This is a genomic window from Paenibacillus sp. FSL R5-0636 (assembly GCF_037974255.1).
GTDB lineage: Bacteria > Bacillota > Bacilli > Paenibacillales > Paenibacillaceae > Paenibacillus_AQ > Paenibacillus_AQ odorifer.
Genome location: NZ_CP150232.1, coordinates 786908 through 812193 on the forward strand (window position 1 = coordinate 786908; position 25286 = coordinate 812193).

A 25286-nucleotide genomic window follows, 5' to 3' on the forward strand; every position below is an offset into this window, starting at 1 on the left:
CTTTATTGTCCTTGTACAGCATCGGATGTAAAAAACGATTCGAACTTATCAGCAGCAGCCTGATCAGCAGTTTGCAGAGCGTGTTCATAAATATTCATAGTTGTGGCGATGCTCCCATGTCCAAGACGCTCTGAGATAATCTTAGCATGAACACCTTGGTTAATCAGAATCGTGGCTGAGGTATGCCGGAGATCATGAAACCGAATGTACCGAAAGCCATTTTTCTTTATGAACTGTCGAAACCAAAGGTAGGGGCGCTCATGATGAAAAGGTTGTCCATCGGGATGTGAGAACATAAAGAACCAATCTCCGCTATACCACGAATCGCCAACGTTGTTTCGTTCTTGCATTCTATAAGTGTAATATTCTCTTAGCTCCTTTAACATGGAGCTTGGTAATGCTACTTTTCGAATGGATTTTTTTGTTTTAGGAGATTTGACGATAATTTTACCTTTAAGAGCGTGAATCATTGATTGTGAAACATCTAACATCCCATTGTTGAAATCAAGATGCTTCCATTCCAGCCCGAGTAATTCGCCCCGCCGTAATCCGGTTGTAAGAGCCAAAGTAACCATGACCCTCCAGTGATATGGCTCACGCTGCAACGCTCGAAGCATTTGCTCTACCTCTGCTTCATTGTAAGGGACGATCTCTTTGGGATTGACTTTTGGTTTCTGTACATCGATAACCGGATTTCGCTTAATAATTCTCCATTCCACTGCACGTTTGAGTATGTTTTTTAAGATACGGTGCTGAATTTCAATCGTGCCAGAGGCTAAGCCTCCTGTTTTTTTATCTCCACGACTTCCTTCCTTTTCGAGTTGATTCAGAAAGTTTACGATGTGAAGTGGTTTGATTTCCTCAAGCTTTAGATGCTGAAAGTACGGAAGAATTCGGGTCTTAAGATTAGAGTCATATGTGTATAACGTCTTGAATCCCAGATGTTTTACGGCATACTTATCTCTCCATTCTTCGACGAACGCCCCAAATGTTAGTTTCTGAGGCGATACATATTCATCCGCTTCCACTTCCATCCGAAATTTAGCATATTCGCTTTCCACTTCTCATTTTGTTCGGCAATGAACGGTTTTTGTGAAACGAACGTATTTTCCTCTAGCGTCTTTACCAGCATTAACTGTTAAAAACCATGAATTGTCACCACGTTTTTGGATATTAGCCAACTCAAAACACCTTCTACAATGGAATTTTTATATTAGTCATTATGTCCATTCATGAAGAAGTGAGACCTTACCATAATAGATTAATATTGATTGGTATCACCTTAAGTATCCTCAAGAATCTTGGTCAAATCATTCAAAGGTGGTACATATCGCAACGTTGTTCCTACATTTTTATGGCGCAGCTGATGCTGAATATCGATGATGCTCATGCCACCTGTCTGCATCAAATATCCCGCTGTTCGTCTAAGATCATGTGGCCGAATATGCCTGCCAAGACCTGCATCATGAGTTAAATCGGATAGTATACGTTTAATCTTATCGACGGTCATGATTTTTCCTTGTTGATGGAACAGGTATTCATCCCCCTGATTAGCATATTTAAGATATTCAGGATGTTGGATGTACCGTTCAAGTTCTGCCGTGAGATCCTTAGGGAGGGCGACAGGTCGTTTCTCGGTCTTTTGTGCATCAAAAACGTGAACGATCTGTTTATCCAAGTGTACTCGTTTCCGACTTAGGAACCGGACCTCTGAAAGTCGAAGACCCGTGATCAGCATGAACCAGAGAAACACAAATTCTTGCCGATAAAAAGGGCTTCTATGTAATGCAGCTTGAAGAAGGGCAAGACACTCTGCTTTCGACAAGGCAGTGTTTTGAATGGGAGACTCGAATTTTGGTCTAGGATATCCAAGTAGTGGGTTATGTTGAATCAGATCCGCTTCAAACAGGAATTCAAAGAAACATCTTAACACAGTAATGGTCGCTGCCAAGTTCATATCTGTAATATGTTCATGTTGTTTTAAGTCAATAAAAAAACGGTCGAAGACCTGTCGTTGAATGGGGAGAAATCTACCGGGGTGCTCACGACTGGCATGAAATCGATCAAAATCAAGTTCGCCTTCAAAACCACTGTGAAGTAAGAAAGCTTCGAATTTCTTGAGTACGCTTATATATTTGTACTTAGATGAATTGCTTAATGTGAATTGGTTGCTCCAGAACTGGAAGTAGGCGGACTGAAGTAAAAAAGCCATAGGGATTGCCTCCTGATTCAAAAGAGATCGCTTGCTTTAAGCTGAGCGAGGGGATGTTGGTCGATTGCTTTGACCAACATACTATCAAACAATTTTAAATAAACCTCCGTGGAACTTAGCCACGAATGCCTCATGAGTTCCTTGATCGTATATAGATTAACGCCGGATTCAAGCAGATAGAGGGCAAAGGAATGCCGTAAAGAGTGTACGGATAGCTGATATGGTTTTTTGTCCGATTCGGGTATAGATGTTGCTTGATCAATCAAGGCAGCAAACATCTTCTGAATCGTACTTTCGTGTAGAGGTGATTTTCCTCTGTCATCTGAAAAAATATATCGTTCTAGATAATCTTGCGCGTCTTTCACGCCATGGTAGCGAAACTTCACGTATGTACTCAGGATTTCAAGGGATGATTTGGTTATTTTGCTAGGCTGTTTATATCCCTTTTTTCCTTTTCCGCGTACAAGGATCTCCTGCCGGGATGAAACAATATCACCAATCTGTAGATGTAACAATTCGCTCAACCGAATACCCGAACCTAAAAATGTCCATAAAATGGTGAAATTTCGATGTGATTCGCGGCCAAGTCTTACAAGGCATAGTAGCTCATCCAACTGTTCTTTGGCAAACGCACGTGGCTCACGGTTTTGATCTATTTCTATTGAGAGAGTTCGTTTGAGTTTTCGAATATCCTGTTTGAAGAAATGAGCAAAAACCTCTCCTAGAAAACTTCTTAAAAAGGCGGATTTTTTGCTGCGTGTATTCAGTTTTTGAACGGGGGCTAAATATTCATTCAAAAAGGCAGCAGAAGAAATCTCTTTGATGTTTGGGTGGGTTCCTTTTAAGCGTTCGCAATACCGTAAAAACAAATTCATTTCATAGCGATATGCTTGTTGTGAGGTTTTTGCTAAGCTTTGAAACGCATCACTCTCGTAATAATGGAGAACCGCATCATCCAGCAGAACCATTTCCTTCATTATTATCGCTTCTGCATTGTTTTGGGGGGATAGGCGCTGCAACATGCGTTTAAACGTATCTGGTCCATATTGATCCGCTAGCTGGATTAGGGTTTCTTCAAAAGCAATATCATTGGCTATCGTATCATCAAATATAGGCATACCCTACCTCCTCATTACTCGTATTTGAGTAGATCAATTTGACTAATCATGTGTTGGTCTCGGTGTGCCATATGCATATACAAGCCAACGGTATCGAGCATGCTTACACGGGCTAATTCTTTTATCGCTTGCGGTAGGACACCTTTGTATGCAAGACGTGTTATAAAAATATGACGGAAGATATGAACGCCACCAGGAAACGGCCAACCCGTGATCATCGCATAGAGAATGAAGTATTCATATAATTCGTGTTTAATCGTAGAGATCTTTTGCCCCATGAGGTATGTTGTTCTCGGCTGTTTTTTAAGCTCTTGTAAAAGGGAATATAGACTTCCAACGAGAGGTAAAACGTGACTCTTCTTGCCTTTACTGTGGATGACAATCGTTCGTGTTCCTAAATTAATATCACTCCATTTAATTTGCGCTACCTCCGATAATCTTAGCCCCAGATGGAACATCAACCGGTACCCGATCTGTTCACGGACGGGATTTCTTGCGTATTGCTCCACCACATGAAAGAATGCTTCGATTTGCTGATCCGTTGGAAGTTCACGAGGGCTATATCGGGGTGCCTTAACGGAACGGAAGCGCTGTAGGGGGGCTGATATCCAAATCTTTCATGCAAAAAACGATAGAACGAACGAATGGCATATATACTGTGGGTAAATGAGATTCGGCTGTAATACCCGTCCCTCACTAGCCTTAATTTGTAGGTACGATACATCAGCAAATGTTCATTTTGAATTTGAAAGACTGAAATCGTATCAGGGGTAGTACTCTTAAACATCCGAACATTTGCACAGAGCCAAACAAAGAATTGATAAACGTGGGTAGATGTGTCCCGAACATGTTTACGGGAGAAACCTTTTTCCTCCATATGCATTTGGAAACTGAGGATTCTCGGATGCATGCGTGGCTGCTTGTCTGATGCGTTAAAGAATGGGAAGCCTTTATCTAGCATTCCATTTTGAATTGATTTTTTCATTAAATAGTGGAATAGAGTTGAGGTGAACCCATCCTTAGCTAAATGTTCGAAACCCTGATGAAGAGAATTCGGATCAAGTAAGTGCCTATCTTGAATCTGGGAAGTTTCGATCCCATGAAGCTTCGAAATATGAAGCAACAGATTGCGAGTGAGGTTGAATTTCCTAAAAAAGTTATGAGGTGTATTGTGCATACCACGACTTAAATATTCTCGTAATAAGCTTTGAGGGATTTCCGGCTGCACTTTGTTTTCCCATATCCACTGATTAATACCTTTTGCACCTAGATACGTGTTGCCCTCGATATGTTGAATTTCAGTTTCGGGTATCCGTTGGTTTGCATACAACATACTTTCCACCTTCTCACGCGTGACTTTTCTAATATCATAATCGTCACTGAGGGTGGAAAAAATACCCTGAACGTCAAGAATCTTTTCGGCAAAAGAAAAATTCTGCCGAAAAGATTCTTGGGTTTCGAGGTTGTTTTGATTTTCTAAATGAGGGGATGTATCAGAAGATTGTTTCTTCATAAGCGTAGCCTCCATTAGGTTTGTTAGCACTAGCCTAACCATGTTGATGATTTGTAGTTAATCACTCATCAACATGAGAAAGCCAACATAATGGAGGGGAATGCAAGCAGTTTCTAAAGAGAGGTAACGTCGGTGTACTGTCGCTTTTCGATGACTTTTAACAATTCTTCAAATGCAGTCTGTTTTTTTGGTTTTGGTCCTATTATCCAGAAGGACCGTTTATGAAGTGGTTGCAAAGGCGTATAGGTTGTCACAAGATGTGTTGCAAACGGAAACATTTTCTTAATGTTGGTTCTTTTTTGAGGATAGAGTGAGGGTTCGTGATTTAGATGGAATTCGAGATACTCTATTTCTGGATAGCTTCTCACCCATCTTGCTGTAATGGGACTATTCTCCCCTTCAAAAAGTGAAAGGGGATCACTGATCCAGTAACCTCGTATGCTCTGAACCTGATTTCGCTCTTCATTAAGTTCATCGATTCGTTTTTCAACTGAAGCGCCGTTAAACCAATATTCTGTTGGAATTGAAAAATACTTCTTATTAGGATTTTGCTCTACAATCGTTTGCCAAGGAACGTTACACATGACTGCATATATATGGACGACACTGAGAGGGGGCTGCTGGCTCGTGTTTAACAGATTATGAACGGTTCCAGATGCAACCCCTGTTACTTCCCGTATCATTTGTTGGCTTAAGCCTAACGAATTTGCAAATAGCTGTCTTCGAAAGAAGACATCAGGATACAGAACTAGCTGCTCCCAAAGAGATTTATAGATTTGAATACGGAATAGATCACGATAGTTTGCATTAAGTACATAGTTACGACACTTCGCTTTTTCTATTTTATCCGTCGTACTCAAAAATTTCTTTGCCATTAGTATAGGCTCAACCCAATATTTATCATGTTCATTCATTTGCATTCACCATATATATCATAACCATGGTGTGGATTGAATTCTGGATCACTCACATAAGTGAGTGATTGATTGAACAAACGAGAGTAGGAGATTAATGCATGTATGGTGGTCATTAGCAAAGTCAAATAGTATCACGCTTCTCCATGTTTGTGTAATTTGCAATGTGGACATAACCTCATTAAAGAGTAGTTGGAAATCAACAGATCAATTAGCGTAATAGTGTAAGATCGCCTCCAAACAGATTCAAGTTTAAGTATTTAAATTGATTAATATCAAGGGTGATTGTTATGAGAGAATATGACTTGTTACGAATTCAATTATTAAAAACGTTAGTACAAATGGAAGAACAGCTACTTATCAGTATCGAGAAAGAAAAGTTTCAATCAGACACACTTGCAGAAAACAGAGAAGAGATTTCAATCTTTCAACAAGATAATCATCAGATGAAAGTTGTATTTTCTGTAACGGAGTTATCTGAGTATCTCGGCGTCTCGACGGACTGTATTTATGCAATGGTGCGAGAAAATCAAATTCCCTTTGTAAGAATACGAAGAAGAATCCTATTCTACAGAGATTCAATCAATTCATGGATTAACACTACCTCCCGTATCCTTGAATAACGGTGCTGCTTTAGCTAGTTTTATTGATTCATGAATACTATTAATCAAAAAAAACCACCACAAAATATCTCATCCGTAACGGATGAAATATACTGTGGTGGTTGATTGTTTTAACAGTACCGCAGGATAACCATTCAAAACAAGTGGTAAATAATTCCTTGTGTTAATAAAACAGTTGCAGAGAAAAAAGGTTCGGATGAATCTATGGCCAAACAGCTCCTTGAAAAATACTATTGTACTATTAAAAATTGGGTAATGAGACCAAATGCCGAAGATTTCGCCGAAATGATTCAGAACATTGATGAGATTGCAAATTGGATAGGTAAAGGAGTAAACTCAGAGACCATTGAAAAGAAAGAGAGCTCCATCGACAGAGAAAAGTTGATTAAACTAATAATGAGCTTACCGGAAGAGAAGTTGTTACTGATCAATGAATATGTTGAAAAAATTAATACGCATTAGAATCATCGAATCTGCTGTGTGTCTCCGCGTCTTCTACGGTTGTCTAGTATGTTAGAACTTCGCCGTCGAACGATAATTTCAAGGTCATATATCCTATAATAATTCAAATAGAGCACTAGCCGTTGAGCGGCTAGGTGCTTTTGTTTTTCAAAACGATTACTGACTCATGATGGGAGTGAGAATAATTTAACTTCTTCCTCAAACCTTACTTTTTAATATTGCCATAAGTTCAGAATGGATGATGAAGTGATTAAGCCAACGGGCAGGATAGCCTAATGATTTCGCGAATACCCTACATATGGAGTTATTTACAAAGTTCGTGAATAAGACGTTAGGTGAAATTGCTGTGAAATCTTTTAAGAGGAGTTAAGCATATGAATTACATTGATCTTAAAATTTATTATGAATTTTTTAATGACGAGTTAACAGAGAGCTATAAAGAATTGAAATATGAAGCAATATACAAATCATCTACTTTCGAAAAAGAGGCTGAAAGGGATTTGTTTGTAGAGATAATGACAGCAAAGAACGATGGAATGACTTTCGATGTGCATTCTATTGGAAGTTATCACACTATTGTTGTTAATTTATTTTATTCCATGGGATTAGAAGCAGATCTAAAGTTAGTCGAGGTGATTCGCAATTGGTGTGAGAAGATGTTCGAAGTATTAGACAGAGTAGATGATAAGCTAGCGTTCGATAACTTTAGAACCACAAGTGATGGGGTGTTGCTCAATTTTGATGATATCTATGATACTGAGTTTCTAGCAGATTTATCAGAAGTGTTTGCCGAAAATAGCTTAGAGGTTCAAATTATAGGACACAAGAAACACTCTTATGAGAGGGGCGCAGGAGACTATCGTGAAGAGTTAATTCTATTCATAAAATCATCGATCGAATCGGGAGTTGCCTGGGATGTAATAAAAGGAATATTTACTCTTATTCTTGTAAAGACGGGAATGAACCAGAACCAACTTGTTATGAGTAAGTCATTTGATAGCGATCAGATAATATCTGCTGTTTCAGAGAAAATTAATGAAAATGCTATGAATATTAGAATAACTGATATCAGAAATAATTCCGAAACTGGTTATACCGATATTGAACTAAAAACACAATATAGTTTGGTTCATCTAACTTGTGACGACAATAATAATTTCACAAGATTTCATGTGGAAGAACTTACCCAAACAAGAATATAAGAGGTATATAAGTATATTCAATGATGCCAGCAACTTCACCTAACATAATATTCGCGCTTCGGGCCAATAGCCCTTGGTCCGGCAGATATTCTTCGAGAAGCATAGGCAGCTGGACACATCCATTACCCTAAGATAAGAGCTATCTAAGGGTAATGGACGTCGTGAATATAAGAACGTTATGAGAAATCAGCAAAGAGCTTAAAAAATCTTTAGGATTGGTGATCTCAGTAAAGGATCCAGTAATTATCGAGCCGTACAGCGATAATTGGTCAAGTCTCTTTAAAGACTTAAGAGCCCAGATCGTAACGGAAATTGGCTTTGATGTACATAGAATTGATCATATTGGATCGACGGCAGTAGAACGTTATCGGAAACTCCTGAAGCGAAAACAAGAAGAATAACCCATTCTCTGTAGGAAGAGAAATCACAGGAGCGGAGGAACGCAAGATCGTGGGGCCTGAAAGCAAGCTAGGCCCAGGTTTCTCCCCCTTTTGAAACACAATAAAGACGAAAAAAGCTTGATAGCTACTTGTTAACCTTCAACGGTAGAAGGACGTAACGAGAAACGGTAGACGAAGGAGAAAGCACGTGGTCGCCGGATTTATAGACCTTATCTAAAAGACACTATAACCTGTATAAACCTATATAAAGCCCGTATAAAATCTGAATAAAACACATTATAAAGAGAAGATCAAGGGTGAGAAACCCAAAACCGATCTTGCTTGGGCGTAAACAGCGGAGCATCCGATAACACAGTATCCACGCTGCGGAACTTGAAGGTTCCTAGGTCGCACTGGAAGTAGTAGTGGCAGATTCACAACGGAGCGAATTCTGTAGCAAGGAAGCAGACTCAGGCGATAACCACTTCGAGGCTAAGTCCTGGCGGACCCAGTCGCTTGCACTCCTTTAAGCCTCTCGGGTTCGTGGAAACAAGAACGTTAGATGAAATCGGCAAAGGAAAGGAAAAAACGATGACTATTCATGATCTATATTGTGATGAATCCGGTAATAGTGGCGGAAACTACTTGGATCCTCAACAGCCATTTTATGTACTAGCAGGATGGCTTATTCAGAAAGATCAAAGATTTAAAGTAGATGGGATAGTTCGAAGATATTTGAAAGAATACTATCCCGAGAAGACTGAATTAAAGGGAGCAGAAATTCTTAAAAGTAATCAAGGTCAAAAAATTGCAAATCAACTATTTCATGAAGTAGGGAAATTAGGCTGTGTACCGTTGTATATTATTGCTGAAAAAAAATACTGTATCTCTGGAAAAATTGTTGAAGCATTTTTAGATTCAGAACATAATGACATTGTCCTTCCTGTTTTTTCTTGGATGAATGGAGTGAAAAAATCAATTGCAGAGATAATCTATAACGATTGTCCTCAATCAATAGCTAAGTTTGCAAATGTTCATAATAATCTTTCTATTGAAGGGATTATTGATGTTCAACAGACTATTATTTCAGAATTAAATAATTCTGGTCATTACAAAATAGCTCAAGCTATAAGTGGATCATCTGGCTACATGGAGGATATTCTTTGGGAAGAGACTCATTCATTAACAGCAATGAAAAACAAAGCATTACATAGTCTAAACCTACCTACATTTGCCTCGTTTATTCAATTATCAGAGAGTTTTGCTCGCAAAGTTGGAATGAGAAAGGTTAGATTTTTTCATGATGAAACAAAACAATTCGAGGAAGCATATCCAGAAGCTTTTAACTGGTATAGAAAAGGGGGTAAAGCAACTTTTAGGTTAGAGAATGGGGCTGAGATCATTTCCGGTTTTGACAGTTTGCAAGTATTTAAGATGGTTAAGTCAACTGACACTCCAATGATTCAATTGGCGGACCTATTTGCAAGTTTTACTAATCTTTTTGCAACTAGGATTTATTTAAATAAAAGAATATCTCATGAGACAATAGAGTTTGGAAAACTAATAATTGGTGGAATGCTAGCAAGTGACAATGAAGTTGAATTAAAAATGAATGACACAGTAACTTCTATAAATTTCCTTAATACACTACTGGAAAGTGTGGGATTACAGGTTAAAATACCTAACATTAATAGAAACACAGGAATTGAAAGGTACTTGAGTAAATAGTTTATCGAAGAAGAGCCGACATCATCTAACATAACATTTCTGCAACGTCGCGTTTGCTCCTTGGCCGCGAAGAGGAGTATCAGGGAAGTAATTCAAGCGACACATTCAGCTGGCCAGTCTCACGACCCGTTCCCTTTGGTCACTTAAGCCACTTGAACGTCAGAAATACCAAACGTTATACGAAGATCAAATGACCCCTTTTTTTAATTATCTTTTAGAAAGAAGGCTTATAATGAATTTGAATAGGAATATATTTTATGTTTCATTGACGATTGCAGGCATATCTATTTTATTATCTATTTTGTTGAATTATTTTGTTGAGTCAATCGACTCTAAATGGATTAGTTTTCTAATCAATGTAACAATTGGATTGTTTACAAGTAGCATAGTTACATCGTTTTTATCAATATCTTCCTATTTCAGAGAAGAAAACAATCTTAATAAAAAATATTACATTATAAGTTCAATATTATTACAGAAGATAATGAGTGTAATCGAGTATGTAGATCATAATAAAAAACCCGATGATCTATATAGAAAGGATATTGATTCAATTAATGAAATTAATTCAGAATTAATGTATTTATTCAATACTGAGAGCTACCTTTTGGAAAAAAGTCAACAAAGTAAGTTTGCTGAATCTGTGTTGGTTAGAACATTAAATATATTAAAGTTGATAGAGTTGATGATAAATATCCGCCATAATAATTCAGCAAATATGATGGATGAATTAAAAACTATTCAGCAAGTAATATCTATTGAAGAAAAGGCAGGAATCCAAAAGTTAATTGAAATTCATAAAACGGAGTTACTCAAAGAAAAAGATAACTATACATTAAAAGATTACTATGGATGAAATAATTTAATACATTTTGTATAATATATAAAACCAGAGAAGTTGATCTTCGTATAAACCAGCTAATCAAAGTCAAGCCTTCGATAATATAATTTTGTCATTTTAAAATTGAACATACTTAAATAAACCTACCCTGGAGAATAGATAAAGCTGAAATTATAATCCATTTTTAGAGTCTAATGAGCCTGAATTGCCGTTCCCGAGTTCCACATGCCAAAAATAATGCGTAAAAGCTTATGAAAGCAGCCATAATTGCGACTTTTGCCGGTTTGCCTTCGTCTCGTTTTTGCTGATTGAATTGAAAGAGAGTCGAATTTCTCGGGCCATGAACCTGCTTGGAAATGGCTGCTACGGTAGCCTGATAAAGAGCTGTTCGAATGTACGAAGAGCCTCGTTTCGATATACGATTCTTCTTGGATTTGAAGGTTCCCGATTCGTGAACAGCTGAGTCTAGCCCTGCAAAAGCTGTTAGCTGCTTCACGGAAGGGAACCTTTGTATATCTCCATTTTCAGCAATGAGCATGGCGGCAGTTAAGGGCCCTACGCCCGGAATCGTACGAAGAAGATGGTAGGTTTCCATCGATTCGACGAGGGTTTGCATAGACTGTAAAAGGTCATCCATGCAATGCTGGTACGTTTTAAGAAGGTGAATATACTGTCTAAGAACTACCTTTTGAGCTTCAATTCCATGAAGATCGGGTAGGCTGTGTCTAGCGATCTCGAGCAACTGCAGTAGCTTTGCTTCGTTCCAAACTTGGCCTTGACGGTTGCCAAGGAGCAGTTTAAAACCTTTTCACGATCTGCGGCTAAGAGCTCGGCAGGAGTAGGGAAACGAGATAATAATTCTAAGGAAGTACGGTTACAGACCTTTTGAAAAGCTTTATCATAACCCGGAAAAAGGACATCCAGAACTGCGCGAAAATGAAGCTGCGTCTCGCCATATTTGGCCGTCCAATGCTGATAAAGCCTACGGCAACGCAAAATTAAAATAAAGCTGAAGGGACAAGGGTTGGGTACATCCGGGCGCCGTATTGGACGAATCATGAAAGAGCAGGGGCTAGTTTCGACCTACACTGTCGCACAGTTTAAGCCCGATAAGACGGTTGTAACAACGCGGCTACAGCGAATGTGCTGAACCGTGAATTCGAGCAAACGGAGGCTAAGCGCTTTGTTGTAAGTGATCTGACCTACGCAAAGGTTCAGAACAAATGGCACTATATTTGCGTGCTCATCGACTTGTTCAATCGATGAAATATATTGAGTCGTGACGTGGATGGCGCAACTAAACCAATAGCATACAACTGTTAGGCACCTCTAATTGTTTGAGGTGCTTTTATTTATATTGGCTCTTGTATTCGTTATTTTGATGAATTGAAACTCTGGGTTCAGTAGTCACAAACATTCGTGGAGTCCATAACTATGCCCGCACGCCGGTTCATAACGTTGTTTGTGTATCCCGGTCATGAATCTATCCAACTGTGATAGAGTCTGGTTTCGGGTCGTTCCTGCAGTTGTACCCGGGGAGGATGTAGATGCAGTTGAGGTGGATTTACTTATGTATTTATTGGGGTGATGGATTGAAGGGGGTTTCAACTGAATCGATTTACAGCAAGAAACGAGTTTGCTTGCGTAATCGAACGTATTTTCACTGACAGCCTGCCTGTAGTTCAGTGCGTTATACTCCTATTACCTGGTGGTCATTATTAACACCCTATCCTCATATTGCAAAAGTTTGTATAATGAACAAGTAGGAAAAAATACCCAGAATTCTCGTTAGTAGCTCCAATCGAATAATGGCAATCTCTGCTCTTAGATGAATTGCAAGATGAGATAGAGCAAGTTCTAGGAGCCAAGTTGACGCAACCGGAGTGGAGTGAATTTCGAAGGAGCCAGAAGTTTATTGATCTGGCTTTTGAAACTGCATATGGCAACCTGTCTGATTTTGAAGAACGGCAGCCGAAGTTTGTCAAGCTAGGAGCATGGGATCTTATACAACATATCCACGGATGAGCTTATCCGCTTTATCCGGAATATCAGGACGATTTCGATAGGCTGACAGCTTATTTACAAGAAAGGGACATTGAGTTTGAGATTAACAGTGAAGGCCCTGCTATTCTTGTAGGCTTTTGCACCGTGCTCACGCGTGTATTAAACATTTATCCTTCTGAGGTTTTTTCATCATTTCAAGCGTGGTATGAAGCGCGGGATAATATAATAGTATGTACATCATGGCGGATGCGAGTTTGGATGGAGCAATTGAAGCCTTGCCTCATCTGTCTCGGCGAATGCCGAGAGGCTATTCTACTATAAGAGAGGAGATAGTTTATGACGTTTCGGGAGAAAATTCAACAATTGCGCAAAGGCGCAAGCGAGGCTCAATCTGCAACAAAAATTATCGATAAGCTCAAGGCGCTTAAAGATAGCAATGGCCCAGATACATCATATAGATGGATTTGGGAGTTGATTCAAAACGCTAAGGATGTCGTGAATACAAGTGGATTCGTTGATATTGAGATTAAATTTAGTGAAGCTAATAAAACTATTGAATTTAACCATAATGGTCGATTATTTACGACTGAAAATATTGTTTTTTTGATTGAACAGGTGTCAACAAAAGAACGCTCATTGACCGCTGAGAATAAGAAAAAATCTACTGGTAAATTTGGAACGGGTTTCTTGACGACTCATTTGCTTTCTGAAAAAGTGCAGGTGCATGGATATTTACAAGATGAGAATGAAAGCCCTCGTTCCTTCGAGACGGTATTAGACAGGACTGGACAAGACAAAGCTGCAATAATGAATGCCATAAGTGATAGTTGTGATATGCTGGACAACGGAACAGAGTGTACTGTGAATGAGAGTCAAATGAATACAAGGTTTGTTTACGAATTGGATAGAGTAGGTATAGAAACGGCAAAATTAGGCCTAAAAAATCTTCTGATTTCTATTCCATACGTATTTGCATTTGTGCCGGAGTTAAGTTCAATAACCGTTAGTGTGGATAATTATCAAAGAGTAATCCGGAGAGGGGAAAAAGTATCTGTAGAACTTGTGTCTGCTAATGTTACCGAGGTGCAAATCTCAACTTCCAAAGGAGGAAAAAAGACCTGTGAAAATAGGTATGTCTTTGTGCAGTCGAATGATAAAGTGTCAGTCGCTGTAGAAATCAAAAAAAACAGCGACAATGAAAAACATTTGATTAGGCTGCATGAGGAGTTGCCACGAATATTTTGCGATTTCCCCTTGTTGGGAACGAATGATTTTTCATTTCCCGTAGTAGTCAATAGTCCATTATTTAATCCTACAGAGCCTCGTGACGGCATTCCCTTGATTCAGTCCGAGCGTTCGGGTGGTGATTCAGATGAGAACAGAAACAGAATTACAGAAGCAATAGAACTATATAACGCTATGCTCGACTATTTTGCAACAAAAAGTTACAAAGACCTATACAATATTGTTAAGATTTCTGAACAATCCGAAAAATACTGGCTCGATTCAAATTGGGTTGAGCGAGTATTGGTTCAGCCAATTAAAGAGCATGTAAAAACAACTACTTTCATTCGAAATAGTTTGGGTGATGCCTGTTCTCTTTATGATGATTGGGGAACCTCATGCATTTTCATTATGAGTGATGAAACTCCTGAACTTAGAAGAAAAGTCTGGGAGTTGTCAAATAGATTGATGCCCACGAAGTTGACTCGACAGGATGAAATCGAACATTGGTACAACTCGCTGTGGGTGGAGTGTCGCAACTTTGGCATTATTGACTTAATAAAAGAGGTTGAAGGATGCGGTAATTTAGTAACTCTGAGTAATCGATTAGATTGTAACTCTATAAAATGGCTTAACGATTTAATTATTCTTTTGTATCTTAATTCTAGAAATTTCATTTCTGAATTAGGATACAGTCCATCCATTTTTCCTAACCAATATGGGGATTTCTTACCATTGGACAAAATATTTGCCGAAAACAATATCGGCGACACATACAAAGATATAGCTTTAATAGCAGGTATTGATTTCAGAACTAGATTACTTGATAGTAGTATTTCAATTGAAAGTCTGCAAGGGTTGCAAGAACTTAACTTGAAGAATGTTTTTTCTGAGCTTATTCATGCCGAAATTAACCAAGAAGCAAAACTTGAATTTTACAAATCGATCATAAATCTTCGTGCAGGCAAAAATGAAAAGCAAAATGAGTTTGTTGAAGTCGCTGAACACCTTTATCAAGATTGCTTTAATCAATACATCAGAGTCCATCATGTTAATGAAAAACTGCTATCTGACGCATTGAAGTTTTGGAGAGAGAAGATTTGTATAGATCTAAGTTCCTGTACTTCTATTAGCAGTGTACTAGAGAAATATGACTTTCAAAATGACAGAGAAGTAGCTCAATGGGTTTCAAAATTGGCAAACCATTTCAGAATATGCGAGGACGAAAACTTACTTGACAAATACGCTGTATTGCCTAATCAAAATGGAGAATTTATGCGAGTGAGCGAAATTTTTTCTGACGACGGCAGTGTAAATGAAATTCTTAAAGACGCAGCTATGTATTCAGACAATGATATAAGAAAAAAAATGTTGTTTAGAGGTATTGCGCTTGAATTGCCTCCAAACCGAATAATTTCGCTTGAATCTGTAGCCCCTGCAATCACTGCTTATGTTCGCAACAATAATAAATCCATAAGTAAGCAGAATTTCGAGTTGCGTGAAACATTTAGAAACACATGCGCATGGATTAGGAATAACCGCAAGGATAGTAAAGTGAGTAAGTGTTTCAAAGAGCTTATAGAAAATCTTCATTGGTTCTATGACGATGAAGAAATTGCTGAAAGCATGGCAAAGTCAGAACAGTATGATGAAGTTTTAAAAAAATATAATGTAGCTGATATAGATGAATTGGCGAATATCCTTGCATCTCATCCAGCTGTAAATACAGCCCAGAGCGAAACAATCAGCATTTCAAAAGAACTGCTTGCTCAGTGGGGCATAGCCTCAGAAGAAGAACTTCTCAGGGCGCTGTCAAATAACGTTTTTGGCTCTGCCCAAATTCATCAATCTACAAATAGTGCTGAGCTCTTTAGTTATGTTAAGAACATTCTTAATCGCTCAAGAATCAATATTGTCAACTTTTTGTATGCACATGATGATTACGAGTTTGACAAAGACAATCTTCAGTTTATAGCAAATACGATCTTTAGAGTTCGTAAATTAGGGCAAGAAATTTACGTTATTGCCAGGCCTTCAGATTTTCAACAAATAATCTTGTACTACGATACCGAAATTGATCTACTGGATTTCGATAAAGACTGTGAGCTGTGGGTGGAGAATGGAGTTGATCCAATCCCAAAAAAAATTACTCTTGGCAGAATACTGAAGTTGACAGGGGTAAACAAAATTCCGTTAAGGAGTTTAAAGGACAATGATTGATAGAGACACAATCAGTACGTTGTTAAGTACAACATCATCAAAAAATTTAGTCGGTGTAGGCATGGAGTTGAAGCCTTATGAATTGGCATTGCTTATGTTGCGTTGCTTGGATAACTCAGAAGAATACGGGTATATTGTGATGGGTGTATCCAAGCTCATCAACAACTACGCGGTTGATGGATTAAGTCCCACGACGAAAGACAGAGCTAAAGAACCCATTGCGACTGCACTGAACCTTATATCCTTTGCAATCGAAGCAGAATACGAAAACGTAGATATTAGTGGAAAAAATGTATTTGTAATAAAGTTAAGAAATAGCCACAAGGCTCTTTCCATGAATTTTACAAAAGATCTCGGCTCGCAAGAATCTTTTGTCAAAAATCTAGTTTTGGCTTGTTCCAATTTACAAGCAAGAAAGCATTATTCTGATGCAAATGAAGATGAGCGTAACGACTATATCGGTGACATACTTGGAGCTATCGGTTATACCATAAAAGACCAAACTAGGCGTGGAAGTTCTTCGTCGGGCAAAGATTCTGGTGAACTAGATATATTCGTGTCAAAAGACGGACTACCGTTTACTGTTATTGAAGCAATGAACCTTGATTCTTTAAACACAAGCAATATTAACAAACATTTGGATAAGATTTTTTCATATGATACTTCAGGAAATAAATTCAATGTATGCCTATCTTACGTCAAAATTGCGGACTTCAATTCGTTCTGGGAAAGATATTCTGCGCATGTGAGGAATCACAGCTATACTGCACCTTTGCTCTCATCAGATACAAGTATTGATGATGAATATGGGTATTCTGAATTAAGAATAATGAAAACCAATCACAGTCGATCGGGTAGAGCGGTTAGCTTGTATCATATTTGTGTCAGAATTCATTGATTTATATTATTCTCAATACCCCATTAATTTAACTTTAAACCTAAATTACGAAAGCCCATAAAACCAGGCATTTAAGAACAGCAGACTTGGAGATAGCATCCAGTTATGGAGTCTGGATTGGTACTTGGCGCCAGTTGGGGTTAGATAAGCGTAACGTCCCTTCTCCCCACATTAAGGGGCAACGGGAAGTATTAGTATACACACCGAGATCGATAGAGCAACAAAGCTGTTAAGGAAAATTCTTTAAAGTGAAGCCTTCTCGAATTTATCTCAAAAAGAGCAATTAGTGGAGAATACATATCTAGATACAATAAATGGTAAGATTAAAGAAACAGTTATTTAGACTAACTTTCGCAGTAATAAGAATCCTGGCAGCGATGAGGTCATCAGTAAGGGACAAATTGATGTGAAATTGATGTAAAACATCAACAGAAATGCACCTAAATCAGCATCGCGGAACGGATGAGCATTGTTGAAAAGCCTGTCAAATCAAGGTTTCTGCGGATTGCAACAGCCCACATCCTAGTGTTACATGTTCCCGCATACGGTGCATGTGGAGTCGGTGGCTTTGTTGGTGAGGAACCCTTGTCAAGTAGACACTAAATAATTGCTATAGTTTTAGTGATAGTACCAGAAAAGAAATGGGCAATTTTAATTCCACTAACAGAGAACTATAAAAGAGCCGCGAGTTAGACGAGCGTAGCCCCTAGGCTCCACCATAAATAAACCGCCCTGTTCGCAATGTTGCTGACAGGGCGGTTTGCTAAGTCATAGAGGGCAGCTTGAAAGTTAGCAGTCAACCTGCACTTTACAAACTATCTTGTACATTTTTAAGGATAACTTATTAGTAGAGCAGTTACACAAAAAATAAGATTACTCTGCTACAACTTGTTTGCCTGCAATCCGGCCGAATGTGAAGATATCAGCGATGGCATTACCGCCAAGACGGTTTGCACCATGAATAACCCCTGTTACTTCACCTGCAGCGAACAACCCAGGGATGACTTCGCCTTTTTCATTCAATACGCGAGTCTTCTCGTCGATCACCAAGCCGCCCATTGTATGGTGAACGGAGGGTACAGCTTTTTCGATGTAGTAAGGGCCTTTTTCAAGAGATTTCAATCCACCGCGATGTTTGAAATCAAGGTCTTTACCTGTTTTCGCATAATCATTTACTTTATTAATCGTTTCTTTCAAAGTGTTCACGTCGATTTTGAAGAAATCAGCTGCCTCTTCAATCGTATCGGCTTTAAAGAGCAAGCCTTGTTTAACGAGTTGATCGTATTCGTCTTGATGAACTTCTATCGTTTTACCGATATCCTCAATGCCTTGATTCCATAATTGATACGTATATCCGCCCGTTTGGGCAAGAATTGCTTTAGAAATAACGTCACGACGTTCTAATTCCTCAACGAAGCGCTTGCCTTCTTGGTTAATCAGGATCGCACCATCGAAGCGGGAGTCTGCAACCAGGGAAATAACACCTGTCTCAGGATTACAGATTGGATATGTTTGAATACTCTCCATGTTTGTCAGTTTGGCGCCAATCGTTTCTGCCATAACGATACCGTCACCTGTAGATCCTGGTGTATCGGTAGTCATATATTTTTCATCCATTGTAGGGTTATACTTCTTACGCATCTCTACATTGGATCCAAAACCACCGGTAGCGATGATGACGCCTTTGTTCGCATGGAATGTGATCTTGTCGCCAGTACCCGAAGTCGCAGTTACACCTGTTACTTTGCCGCTTTCGTCCTTCAGCAAGGTTTCGGCTTTCATATTCGTTTTGATAGTGATTTGATCAGCGTCTGTTTTGGCTTTTAACTTAGTAATCAATTCAACACCTGTATGACCTACAGGAATCAACGCACGTTTTCTGGAATGGCCTCCAAATTGGAACAGATGATCAGGTAAGAACTCTACCTTGATATCATCGCGCAGCCATTCGGCAGATGCTAGAGCATTGTCGGCAAGAATACGAACCATCTTTGGATCCCCGAGGTTGTCTCCGCCTTTCATCGTATCATCATAGAACAAGTCAGCCGTGTCATCAGTGATGCCAAGAGCACGTTCAACCCAGTTGTCCGGCGCATTCATCTCACCACCGGAGATCAATGTGTTGCCGCCAACAGCTGGCATTTTCTCGAGCAGAACTACATTAGCTCCAGCGCTCTTCGCTTCGATAGCCGCACTAAAGCCAGCACCCCCGGCACCGATGACGACAACATCATAGGTTTGCTCGACTTCTTCTTTGTCTTTGCTTCCACTGACTGCAGCGCCAGCGACAAGGGTAAGTCCAGACTTCGTAATTGCATCTTGAATGGCTTCGAGATATCCTTTGCTTGTAACTGTAGATCCGCTAATGGCATCAACTTTTGCGCTGTTAGTTGCCATGACATCTTGCTTGAGCTGCGTATAAACAGGTTCTGCAAGTACTTCATTTTCCTTATGCTCTGTCACTTTAATGTCAGTGATCTTGTTATCTAATAAGGAGACTTGTACTTTAATATCGCCATGTTTACCTTGCCCAACTCCTTCAAAGACTTGAACTCCGTTTGCATCTGCAGCGGGTTCTGCATCTTTACCGCCGCAGGCAGCAAGCGTGAACATAAGACTGAGGACTAGTAGAATAGATAACAGCTTTTTCGTGTGAGTTCGCATAATATCTCCTTCATTCTGTTGTGAATTGGTTACATACACTAGGGAGAGGAAGATTTGCTAGGCAAATCCTTTATCTCTAGCCTAGACATGAATGTTATTTCATGTGAAAATATGCACAAGACCTATTATAGATTTAGTACAGCATTATGTATTTGCACAGATTAGCGTTTTTTTGTCTTTTTCGGGCATGTAAGAAACGGATATTATGAAGGGCTATGATTACAATGAAATCAATTCACTTAAAAATCACATTAATCGCAGGAAGCTGCTTCTTGCTGCTGTTTATTGCATTGCTTGTAACAATATATTTGGAGATGAACCATACGGTTGTCCCTTTGAATAAGAACTTAACGCAGCAAGTGGTTAATGCACGCAGCGACCAGATCGATTATTGGTTTAATCAGCGCATCGGTGAGATAGACATGTTTGCTTCTCTAGCTTCGGACCATCATTGGACACGAGATGAATTGCTGCAAGAGATCGATAAGTTCGAGGCGAAGAAGCAAGTAGAGTACGAATCCATACGCGTGGTGGATATTCACGGAAATTCCTGGTCAGCAAAGGACAAGCCTTTTTCGATACTAAACCGACCCTACTATCTAAAACTGCTGAATTCAGATACCAATTATGTGGTGAGCAATCCGATCGTATCCAAAGCGAATGCAGCCGAAATCGTCGTCATTCTTTATCGCGTGAATCCATCGGTGAATGATGAGGTAGCTTATATTGCCGCAGCCGTCTCCGTCAAGAAGATGAAGGAGATTGCTCAAGATGTAATGCTATATGACCAGTCAGGCCAGCTTATCGTCGATTGCAGAGAGCTGGGTGAAGGAGAAGGAGCGGAGGATGCAGCAGATAAGAAGAACATGAGTGTATTTGAGGCTCCAATTCAAAATGTAGAAGGCTGGAAGTTAGTACTCAAAGTACCGAATTCAAGTCTATCATTAGCGGTGATCAAAACCCAGCGGACTGCATTGCTGGTAGGTGTTCTTATCGGTAGTGCGTTTATCGTCTTTCTGCTGCTGCTTGCTTCTTCCATTATTCGTCCAATTCAGTCGCTTCGTCAGGTAATGGAAAATGTGCAGAACGGTAACCAAACCATACGTGCAGATGTTACGCGCTCGGATGAGATCGGCGATCTTGGACGAAGCTTCAATGACATGCTTGTTCAATTATACGCTGTGGAGCAGGACCGAAAGGAGATGGAACTCAGACTGATTCATGAGCAGATCAAGCCGCACTTTTTATACAACACATTGGATACGATCCAGTGGATGGCAACGGAACATGGAGCAGACAATGTGGTGGAGATGGTGGAAGCGCTTAGCGCGTATTTCCGATTAGGGCTTGGCACAGGCAGTCCCTACATTCTGCTTGATCAGGAGTTGTACCATGTCGAGAGTTATCTTCATATTCAAGGTGTGCGATATGAGGAGATTCTGGACTACGAGCTTCGATATGATGAAAAGCTTGCTCAGTGCCAAGTCGTTCGCTTCATGCTGCAGCCTTTGGTGGAAAATGCGATTTATCACGGGATTAAGCCACTTGGGGATCAAAAGTGTAAAATTTCGATTACAGCATATAAACAGGCCGATTATTTGGTCATTAAGGTTGAGAATAATGGGGTTATGATTCCGGAAGAGAAGCTTGAACAGATGAATCAAGCCCTTCTTGATGATACATATGATCGTTCTGCCACAGGCTTTGGGCTATACAGTGTAAACCATCGCATTCGACTAGCTTACGGGGTGCCATATGGCCTTGCAGTGAAGAGCGAAGATGGCATTACCGTTATGGTCATTCGAATACCTTTGGACGGGGAGTGGAATGAAGATGTGGAAGATTATCATCGTCGATGATGAAACGATCATTCGCAAAGGCTTGCGACAATACATTGAGGAGAGTCCGTATCTTTTTGAAGTTGCAGGAGAAGCGAAAAGTGCAAACGAAGCATTGAATATGGTGGAGGAAGCCCCACCACATGTATGTCTTGTGGACATCAACATGCCGAATATGAATGGGCTCGATCTGATAAATATATTGCGCGAACGCTGCCCGTCGGTTCTGGTTGTCATCATCAGCGGCTACGATAACTTTGAATATGCGCGTCAAGCCGTGCAACTGCAAGCATTCGATTATGTATTGAAACCTGTGCCGAAGAGTGATCTGAACAAGCTGCTTCATCGGATCGATGAGCATCTTCAGGCAAAATATCCTTTGCATTCACATGAAAGCAGGGTGGATAAGGAGCGGGAGCTTCCCGGGTATACAGGGGATGGAACAGTGCTTATCCAAAAAGTGACCGAGTATATTGACAGTCATTATCAGGATCCGGAGCTGTCTATTACTCGAGTAGCAGCGCTATTTCATATCAACCAAACCTATCTTAGCAAGCGGATGAAGCAAGAAATCGGTGCTTCTTTCCTTGACTATGTCACCGAGCTTCGGATATCGAAGGCGAAGGAGATTCTGGATGACGTAATGCCGAATATCAAAATCGGGGATCTGGCCGTGAAGGTAGGGTATAAGAGCCAGTACTATTTTAGTCGTGTGTTTAAAAATAGAGTCGGCTCAAGCCCGATAGAGTACAAAAAGCATCCGTTCGGTTATGGATAGGAGGGCCATTCTCGTCCCTCTGCAGCACGCCATAGATGCTATGCTCAGAGCCGCCTTCTATCAAAACGGTTGGATTTTAAACATGAGCGAGAAGATGAAGTTAAAGCATCCGATTGTGCAATATTTTTATGAACTAAGGCGTAGTACATTATAAAAATAAATAAATTCATTGAATATTCAAGAGCAGATAAAATGTCCGGAAGTGTCTTAGGGCTCCTAATATAAGTTTGTTCACACTGTCCACCCACGCATGTGGAGAGTGTCGCTCTACCGGTAAGGAGGGATACAGTGCAATGAGATCCTTATATTTATTGGACTTTAAGGACAAGTATGAGAAAAAATGTTGTTAAAGGAGATGGCATCATTGCCGTCTCTTTTTTGTTTCACTTTTTTAGTATTGCTCTGACTCTGGTTCCCGCTACGGCATCCTACGATCACAAGCATGAAAGACTGAACGGGAATTAGCATTGATGCTACTTTGTTTATATGTTTAATGCCTCTCTACTCTGCTAGGTGACAGGCATCATAGACGTACTTGCGTGATGTTGCTACGATGTTCCATGGAAATTAAGTGAAAGTGATCACAAGAAATTACAGAAGGAGTCATTTATCGTGAAAAGAATCGTAACCCTAAGCACCCGCAAACTGATGGATACCGCAAAACACGGCGGATGCGGCGCATGCCAGACATCTTGCCAGTCCGCTTGTAAAACTTCCTGCGGCGTTGCAAACCAGAAGTGTGAAAATGCAATGAACAGATAGGATTCGGAATTTTACCGCCCATTGCTCTGATGATGGGCGGCTATTTTTAAGAAATGGACGCTTCCTCTAAAGGATGGCAAAGCCGTTTCTACTTGTGTGCAAAAGGAGCTTGATTAGCAAGTATGATTCATCAATATAAACTAAACGGATACAATATCGTGCTCGACACCTACAGTGGCTCGGTACATGTTGTTGATGACCTAGCATATGAAATTATAGCGGATTATGAGAAAACTTCTGTCGACCAAATCGTGACAATGATGTTAGAAAAATATAAGCATGATTCCAGCATTTCTGAGAGTGACATTCGAGAAACCATCGTGGATATCGAGGAGCTTAAAAATGATGGCCAGCTCTTTACAAAAGATGAGTATGAGAACCTCTCGCTTGATTTAAAAAAACGGAAAACTTATGTTAAGGCACTCTGCCTCAATGTTGCGCATACCTGTAATTTGTCATGCGACTATTGCTTCGCCAGCCAAGGGAAATACAACGGAGATCGAGCGATCATGAGCTATGAGGTTGGACAAAAAGCTATCGATTACCTGCTTGAAAATTCGGGTCATCATCGTAACCTGGACATCGACTTTTTCGGCGGGGAGCCGCTTTTGGCCTGGAAAGTAGTTAAACAGATCGTAGCTTATGCAAGAAGCAAAGAACAAGAATACAAAAAGAAGTTCCGCTTCACCTTCACGACGAACGGGATGCTGCTGAACGATGAGGTCACTGAGTTTTTAAATCAGGAAATGTACAATGTCGTATTAAGCTTGGATGGAAGAAAAGAGGTTCATGACCGGCTTCGCCAAACGGTTAACGGAAAAGGCAGCTACGATCATATTCTTCCGAAGTTCAAGGAATTCGTTCGTAAGCGCGGGGACCAAGAGTACTATGTACGAGGAACCTATACCCGTAACAATGTTGATTTCACCAATGATATATTTCATATCGCAGACCTTGGTTTTGACAAAATCTCGATGGAACCGGTCATCTGTGATCCAAGGGAACCCTATGCACTTACCGAGGAGGACCTCCCGGAGATATATAACCAGTACGAAATTCTCGCGAAGGAAATGATCGGGCGTGGTGAGCAAGGCAAGGGATTTACCTTTTATCATTACATGCTTGACCTCTCGGAAGGACCTTGCATCCAGAAAAGAATCACGGGCTGTGGTTCAGGAACCGAATATCTTGCTGTCACCCCTTGGGGAGAGCTTTTTCCTTGCCACCAGTTCGTAGGGGATGAAGAGTACAGCATGGGAAACCTCTGGGATGGCATCACAAAGCCAGAGCTGCAATGTCAATTCCAAGAGAGCAACTGCTACTCGAAGCCGGAATGCAAGGACTGCTGGGCTAAACTCTACTGCAGCGGCGGTTGTCCTGCCAATGCGCTGCACGCGACAGGTTCCCTGGTCGGAACCTATGACTTCAGCTGTGACGTCTTCCGCAAAAGAGTCGAATGTTCCATGATGGTGAAGGTGGATGAATCCATTAGAGCGATGGAAGAGCAATCTAGCTAATTAATATAACGAATTGATAAACGGTAACCGAGAGATAGACACTTATAAAAGAAGTGCTTTTTCTCGGTTTTTTTATTAACTGAAAGCAGATATTACTCTAAAAGAGTTCGCGGCAATTATCGTATGCGGTTTGGGACCGGATCTTGGAAAAGTAAAGATAATTTTATTGATCTGACTGAGAGTAGCGAGATTATAGGGGATTTAGGTAGGAGAAGATTATCAGATAGAGAATACATAAAACTCTGTAATTAAGGAGGGGAAAAAAGCTAGACTGCAATTATTCTAAGCCCTTCTTTACATTAGAAGGGGACATCTTATAAGATTTGTTCACACTGAGTATTCCGACACATGTGGAGTCGGTGGATATGTTGAAGATAGAAACAAATAG

The 25286-nt window shown here is 40.0% G+C and carries 21 protein-coding genes and 1 pseudogene; 14 read left to right on the forward strand and 8 right to left on the reverse strand.

Annotated features, from left to right (window positions below; translation table 11 throughout):
- Positions 1-2: 2 nt before the first annotated feature.
- From MKX34_RS03470 to MKX34_RS03495, 6 genes are all read right to left on the reverse strand, one after another.
- Positions 3-1034 (reverse strand): site-specific integrase, encoded by a 1032-nt coding sequence (locus MKX34_RS03470; protein WP_339204418.1) that lies wholly within the window; start codon positions 1032-1034, stop codon positions 3-5.
- A 248-nt stretch (positions 1035-1282) separates the two neighbouring features.
- The gene (locus tag MKX34_RS03475) at positions 1283-2212 is read right to left on the reverse strand and encodes a site-specific integrase (protein ID WP_076104148.1); all 930 of its coding nucleotides are present in this window, start codon (positions 2210-2212) and stop codon (positions 1283-1285) included.
- Positions 2213-2229: 17 nt separating this feature from the next.
- On the reverse strand, positions 2230-3330 hold the full coding sequence (locus MKX34_RS03480) for a tyrosine-type recombinase/integrase (RefSeq protein WP_076104147.1): 1101 nt from the start codon (positions 3328-3330) through the stop codon (positions 2230-2232).
- Positions 3331-3344: 14 nt separating this feature from the next.
- Positions 3345-3842 carry a tyrosine-type recombinase/integrase gene (locus tag MKX34_RS03485; RefSeq protein WP_076104146.1) on the reverse strand — a complete coding sequence of 166 codons (498 nt, stop codon included), beginning with the start codon at positions 3840-3842 and terminating at the stop codon, positions 3345-3347.
- Complete coding sequence (locus tag MKX34_RS03490; protein ID WP_076104145.1) at positions 3788-4843, reverse strand: hypothetical protein; 1056 nt, start codon at positions 4841-4843, stop codon at positions 3788-3790. Before MKX34_RS03490 ends, MKX34_RS03485 begins: the two co-directional genes overlap by 55 nt.
- Positions 4844-4956: 113 nt before the next feature.
- Positions 4957-5757 (reverse strand): hypothetical protein, encoded by an 801-nt coding sequence (locus tag MKX34_RS03495; protein WP_076104144.1) that lies wholly within the window; start codon positions 5755-5757, stop codon positions 4957-4959.
- Positions 5758-6047: 290 nt separating this feature from the next.
- On the opposite strand from MKX34_RS03495, the gene MKX34_RS03500 reads away from it, so the two are divergent.
- The 6 genes from MKX34_RS03500 to MKX34_RS03525 all read left to right on the forward strand — a co-directional run bounded on the left by MKX34_RS03500 (position 6048) and on the right by MKX34_RS03525 (position 11008).
- Positions 6048-6380, forward strand: coding sequence for a helix-turn-helix domain-containing protein (locus tag MKX34_RS03500; RefSeq protein ID WP_305953649.1), 333 nt, complete (start codon positions 6048-6050; stop codon positions 6378-6380).
- Positions 6381-6584: 204 nt separating this feature from the next.
- A complete protein-coding gene (locus tag MKX34_RS03505; protein WP_076104143.1) occupies positions 6585-6842 on the forward strand; it encodes a hypothetical protein in 258 nt (85 codons plus the stop codon).
- Between the two features lie 374 nt (positions 6843-7216).
- Positions 7217-8044, forward strand: a complete 828-nt coding sequence (locus MKX34_RS03510; RefSeq protein WP_076104142.1) for a hypothetical protein — start codon at positions 7217-7219, stop codon at positions 8042-8044.
- 218 nt (positions 8045-8262) lie between these two features.
- A complete protein-coding gene (locus MKX34_RS03515) occupies positions 8263-8445 on the forward strand; it encodes a GrpB family protein (protein ID WP_179089273.1) in 183 nt (60 codons plus the stop codon).
- A 522-nt stretch (positions 8446-8967) separates the two neighbouring features.
- Positions 8968-10152, forward strand: coding sequence for a DUF3800 domain-containing protein (locus MKX34_RS03520; RefSeq protein ID WP_143759004.1), 1185 nt, complete (start codon positions 8968-8970; stop codon positions 10150-10152).
- Positions 10153-10384: 232 nt separating this feature from the next.
- Positions 10385-11008 carry a hypothetical protein gene (locus tag MKX34_RS03525; RefSeq protein WP_076104139.1) on the forward strand — a complete coding sequence of 208 codons (624 nt, stop codon included), beginning with the start codon at positions 10385-10387 and terminating at the stop codon, positions 11006-11008.
- A 169-nt stretch (positions 11009-11177) separates the two neighbouring features.
- Here the strand turns inward: MKX34_RS03525 and MKX34_RS03530 are convergent, their stop codons facing one another.
- Entirely contained in the window at positions 11178-11630 is a 453-nt protein-coding gene (locus tag MKX34_RS03530) for a transposase (RefSeq protein WP_143759002.1), read from the reverse strand.
- Between the two features lie 351 nt (positions 11631-11981).
- On the opposite strand from MKX34_RS03530, the pseudogene MKX34_RS03535 reads away from it, so the two are divergent.
- The 4 genes and pseudogenes from MKX34_RS03535 to MKX34_RS03550 all read left to right on the forward strand — a co-directional run.
- Positions 11982-12256, forward strand: a pseudogene (locus MKX34_RS03535) (IS3 family transposase); the annotation flags it as partial.
- 570 nt (positions 12257-12826) lie between these two features.
- Positions 12827-13018, forward strand: coding sequence for a hypothetical protein (locus MKX34_RS03540; RefSeq protein ID WP_143759001.1), 192 nt, complete (start codon positions 12827-12829; stop codon positions 13016-13018).
- Positions 13019-13333: 315 nt separating this feature from the next.
- Complete coding sequence (locus MKX34_RS03545; RefSeq protein ID WP_076104137.1) at positions 13334-16441, forward strand: ATP-binding protein; 3108 nt, start codon at positions 13334-13336, stop codon at positions 16439-16441.
- A complete protein-coding gene (locus tag MKX34_RS03550) occupies positions 16434-17339 on the forward strand; it encodes an RNA-binding domain-containing protein (protein WP_076104136.1) in 906 nt (301 codons plus the stop codon). Before MKX34_RS03545 ends, MKX34_RS03550 begins: the two co-directional genes overlap by 8 nt.
- 873 nt (positions 17340-18212) lie before the next feature.
- On the opposite strand, the gene MKX34_RS03555 is transcribed toward MKX34_RS03550, so the two are convergent.
- Positions 18213-20003 (reverse strand): flavocytochrome c, encoded by a 1791-nt coding sequence (locus tag MKX34_RS03555; RefSeq protein ID WP_076104135.1) that lies wholly within the window; start codon positions 20001-20003, stop codon positions 18213-18215.
- Between the two features lie 224 nt (positions 20004-20227).
- Here MKX34_RS03555 and MKX34_RS03560 point away from each other — a divergent pair, with 224 nt between their 5' ends.
- The 4 genes from MKX34_RS03560 to scfB all read left to right on the forward strand — a co-directional run bounded on the left by MKX34_RS03560 (position 20228) and on the right by scfB (position 24898).
- Positions 20228-21862, forward strand: a complete 1635-nt coding sequence (locus tag MKX34_RS03560) for a histidine kinase (RefSeq protein WP_179089276.1) — start codon at positions 20228-20230, stop codon at positions 21860-21862.
- On the forward strand, positions 21837-22619 hold the full coding sequence (locus tag MKX34_RS03565) for a response regulator (RefSeq protein WP_076104133.1): 783 nt from the start codon (positions 21837-21839) through the stop codon (positions 22617-22619). The genes MKX34_RS03560 and MKX34_RS03565 overlap by 26 nt, the downstream gene beginning before the upstream one ends.
- Positions 22620-23231: 612 nt before the next feature.
- Positions 23232-23381, forward strand: a complete 150-nt coding sequence (scfA, locus tag MKX34_RS03570) for a six-cysteine ranthipeptide SCIFF (protein WP_076098734.1) — start codon at positions 23232-23234, stop codon at positions 23379-23381.
- A gap of 122 nt (positions 23382-23503) precedes the next feature.
- Positions 23504-24898 (forward strand): thioether cross-link-forming SCIFF peptide maturase, encoded by a 1395-nt coding sequence (scfB, locus tag MKX34_RS03575; protein ID WP_076296179.1) that lies wholly within the window; start codon positions 23504-23506, stop codon positions 24896-24898.
- Positions 24899-25286: the final 388 nt, after the last annotated feature.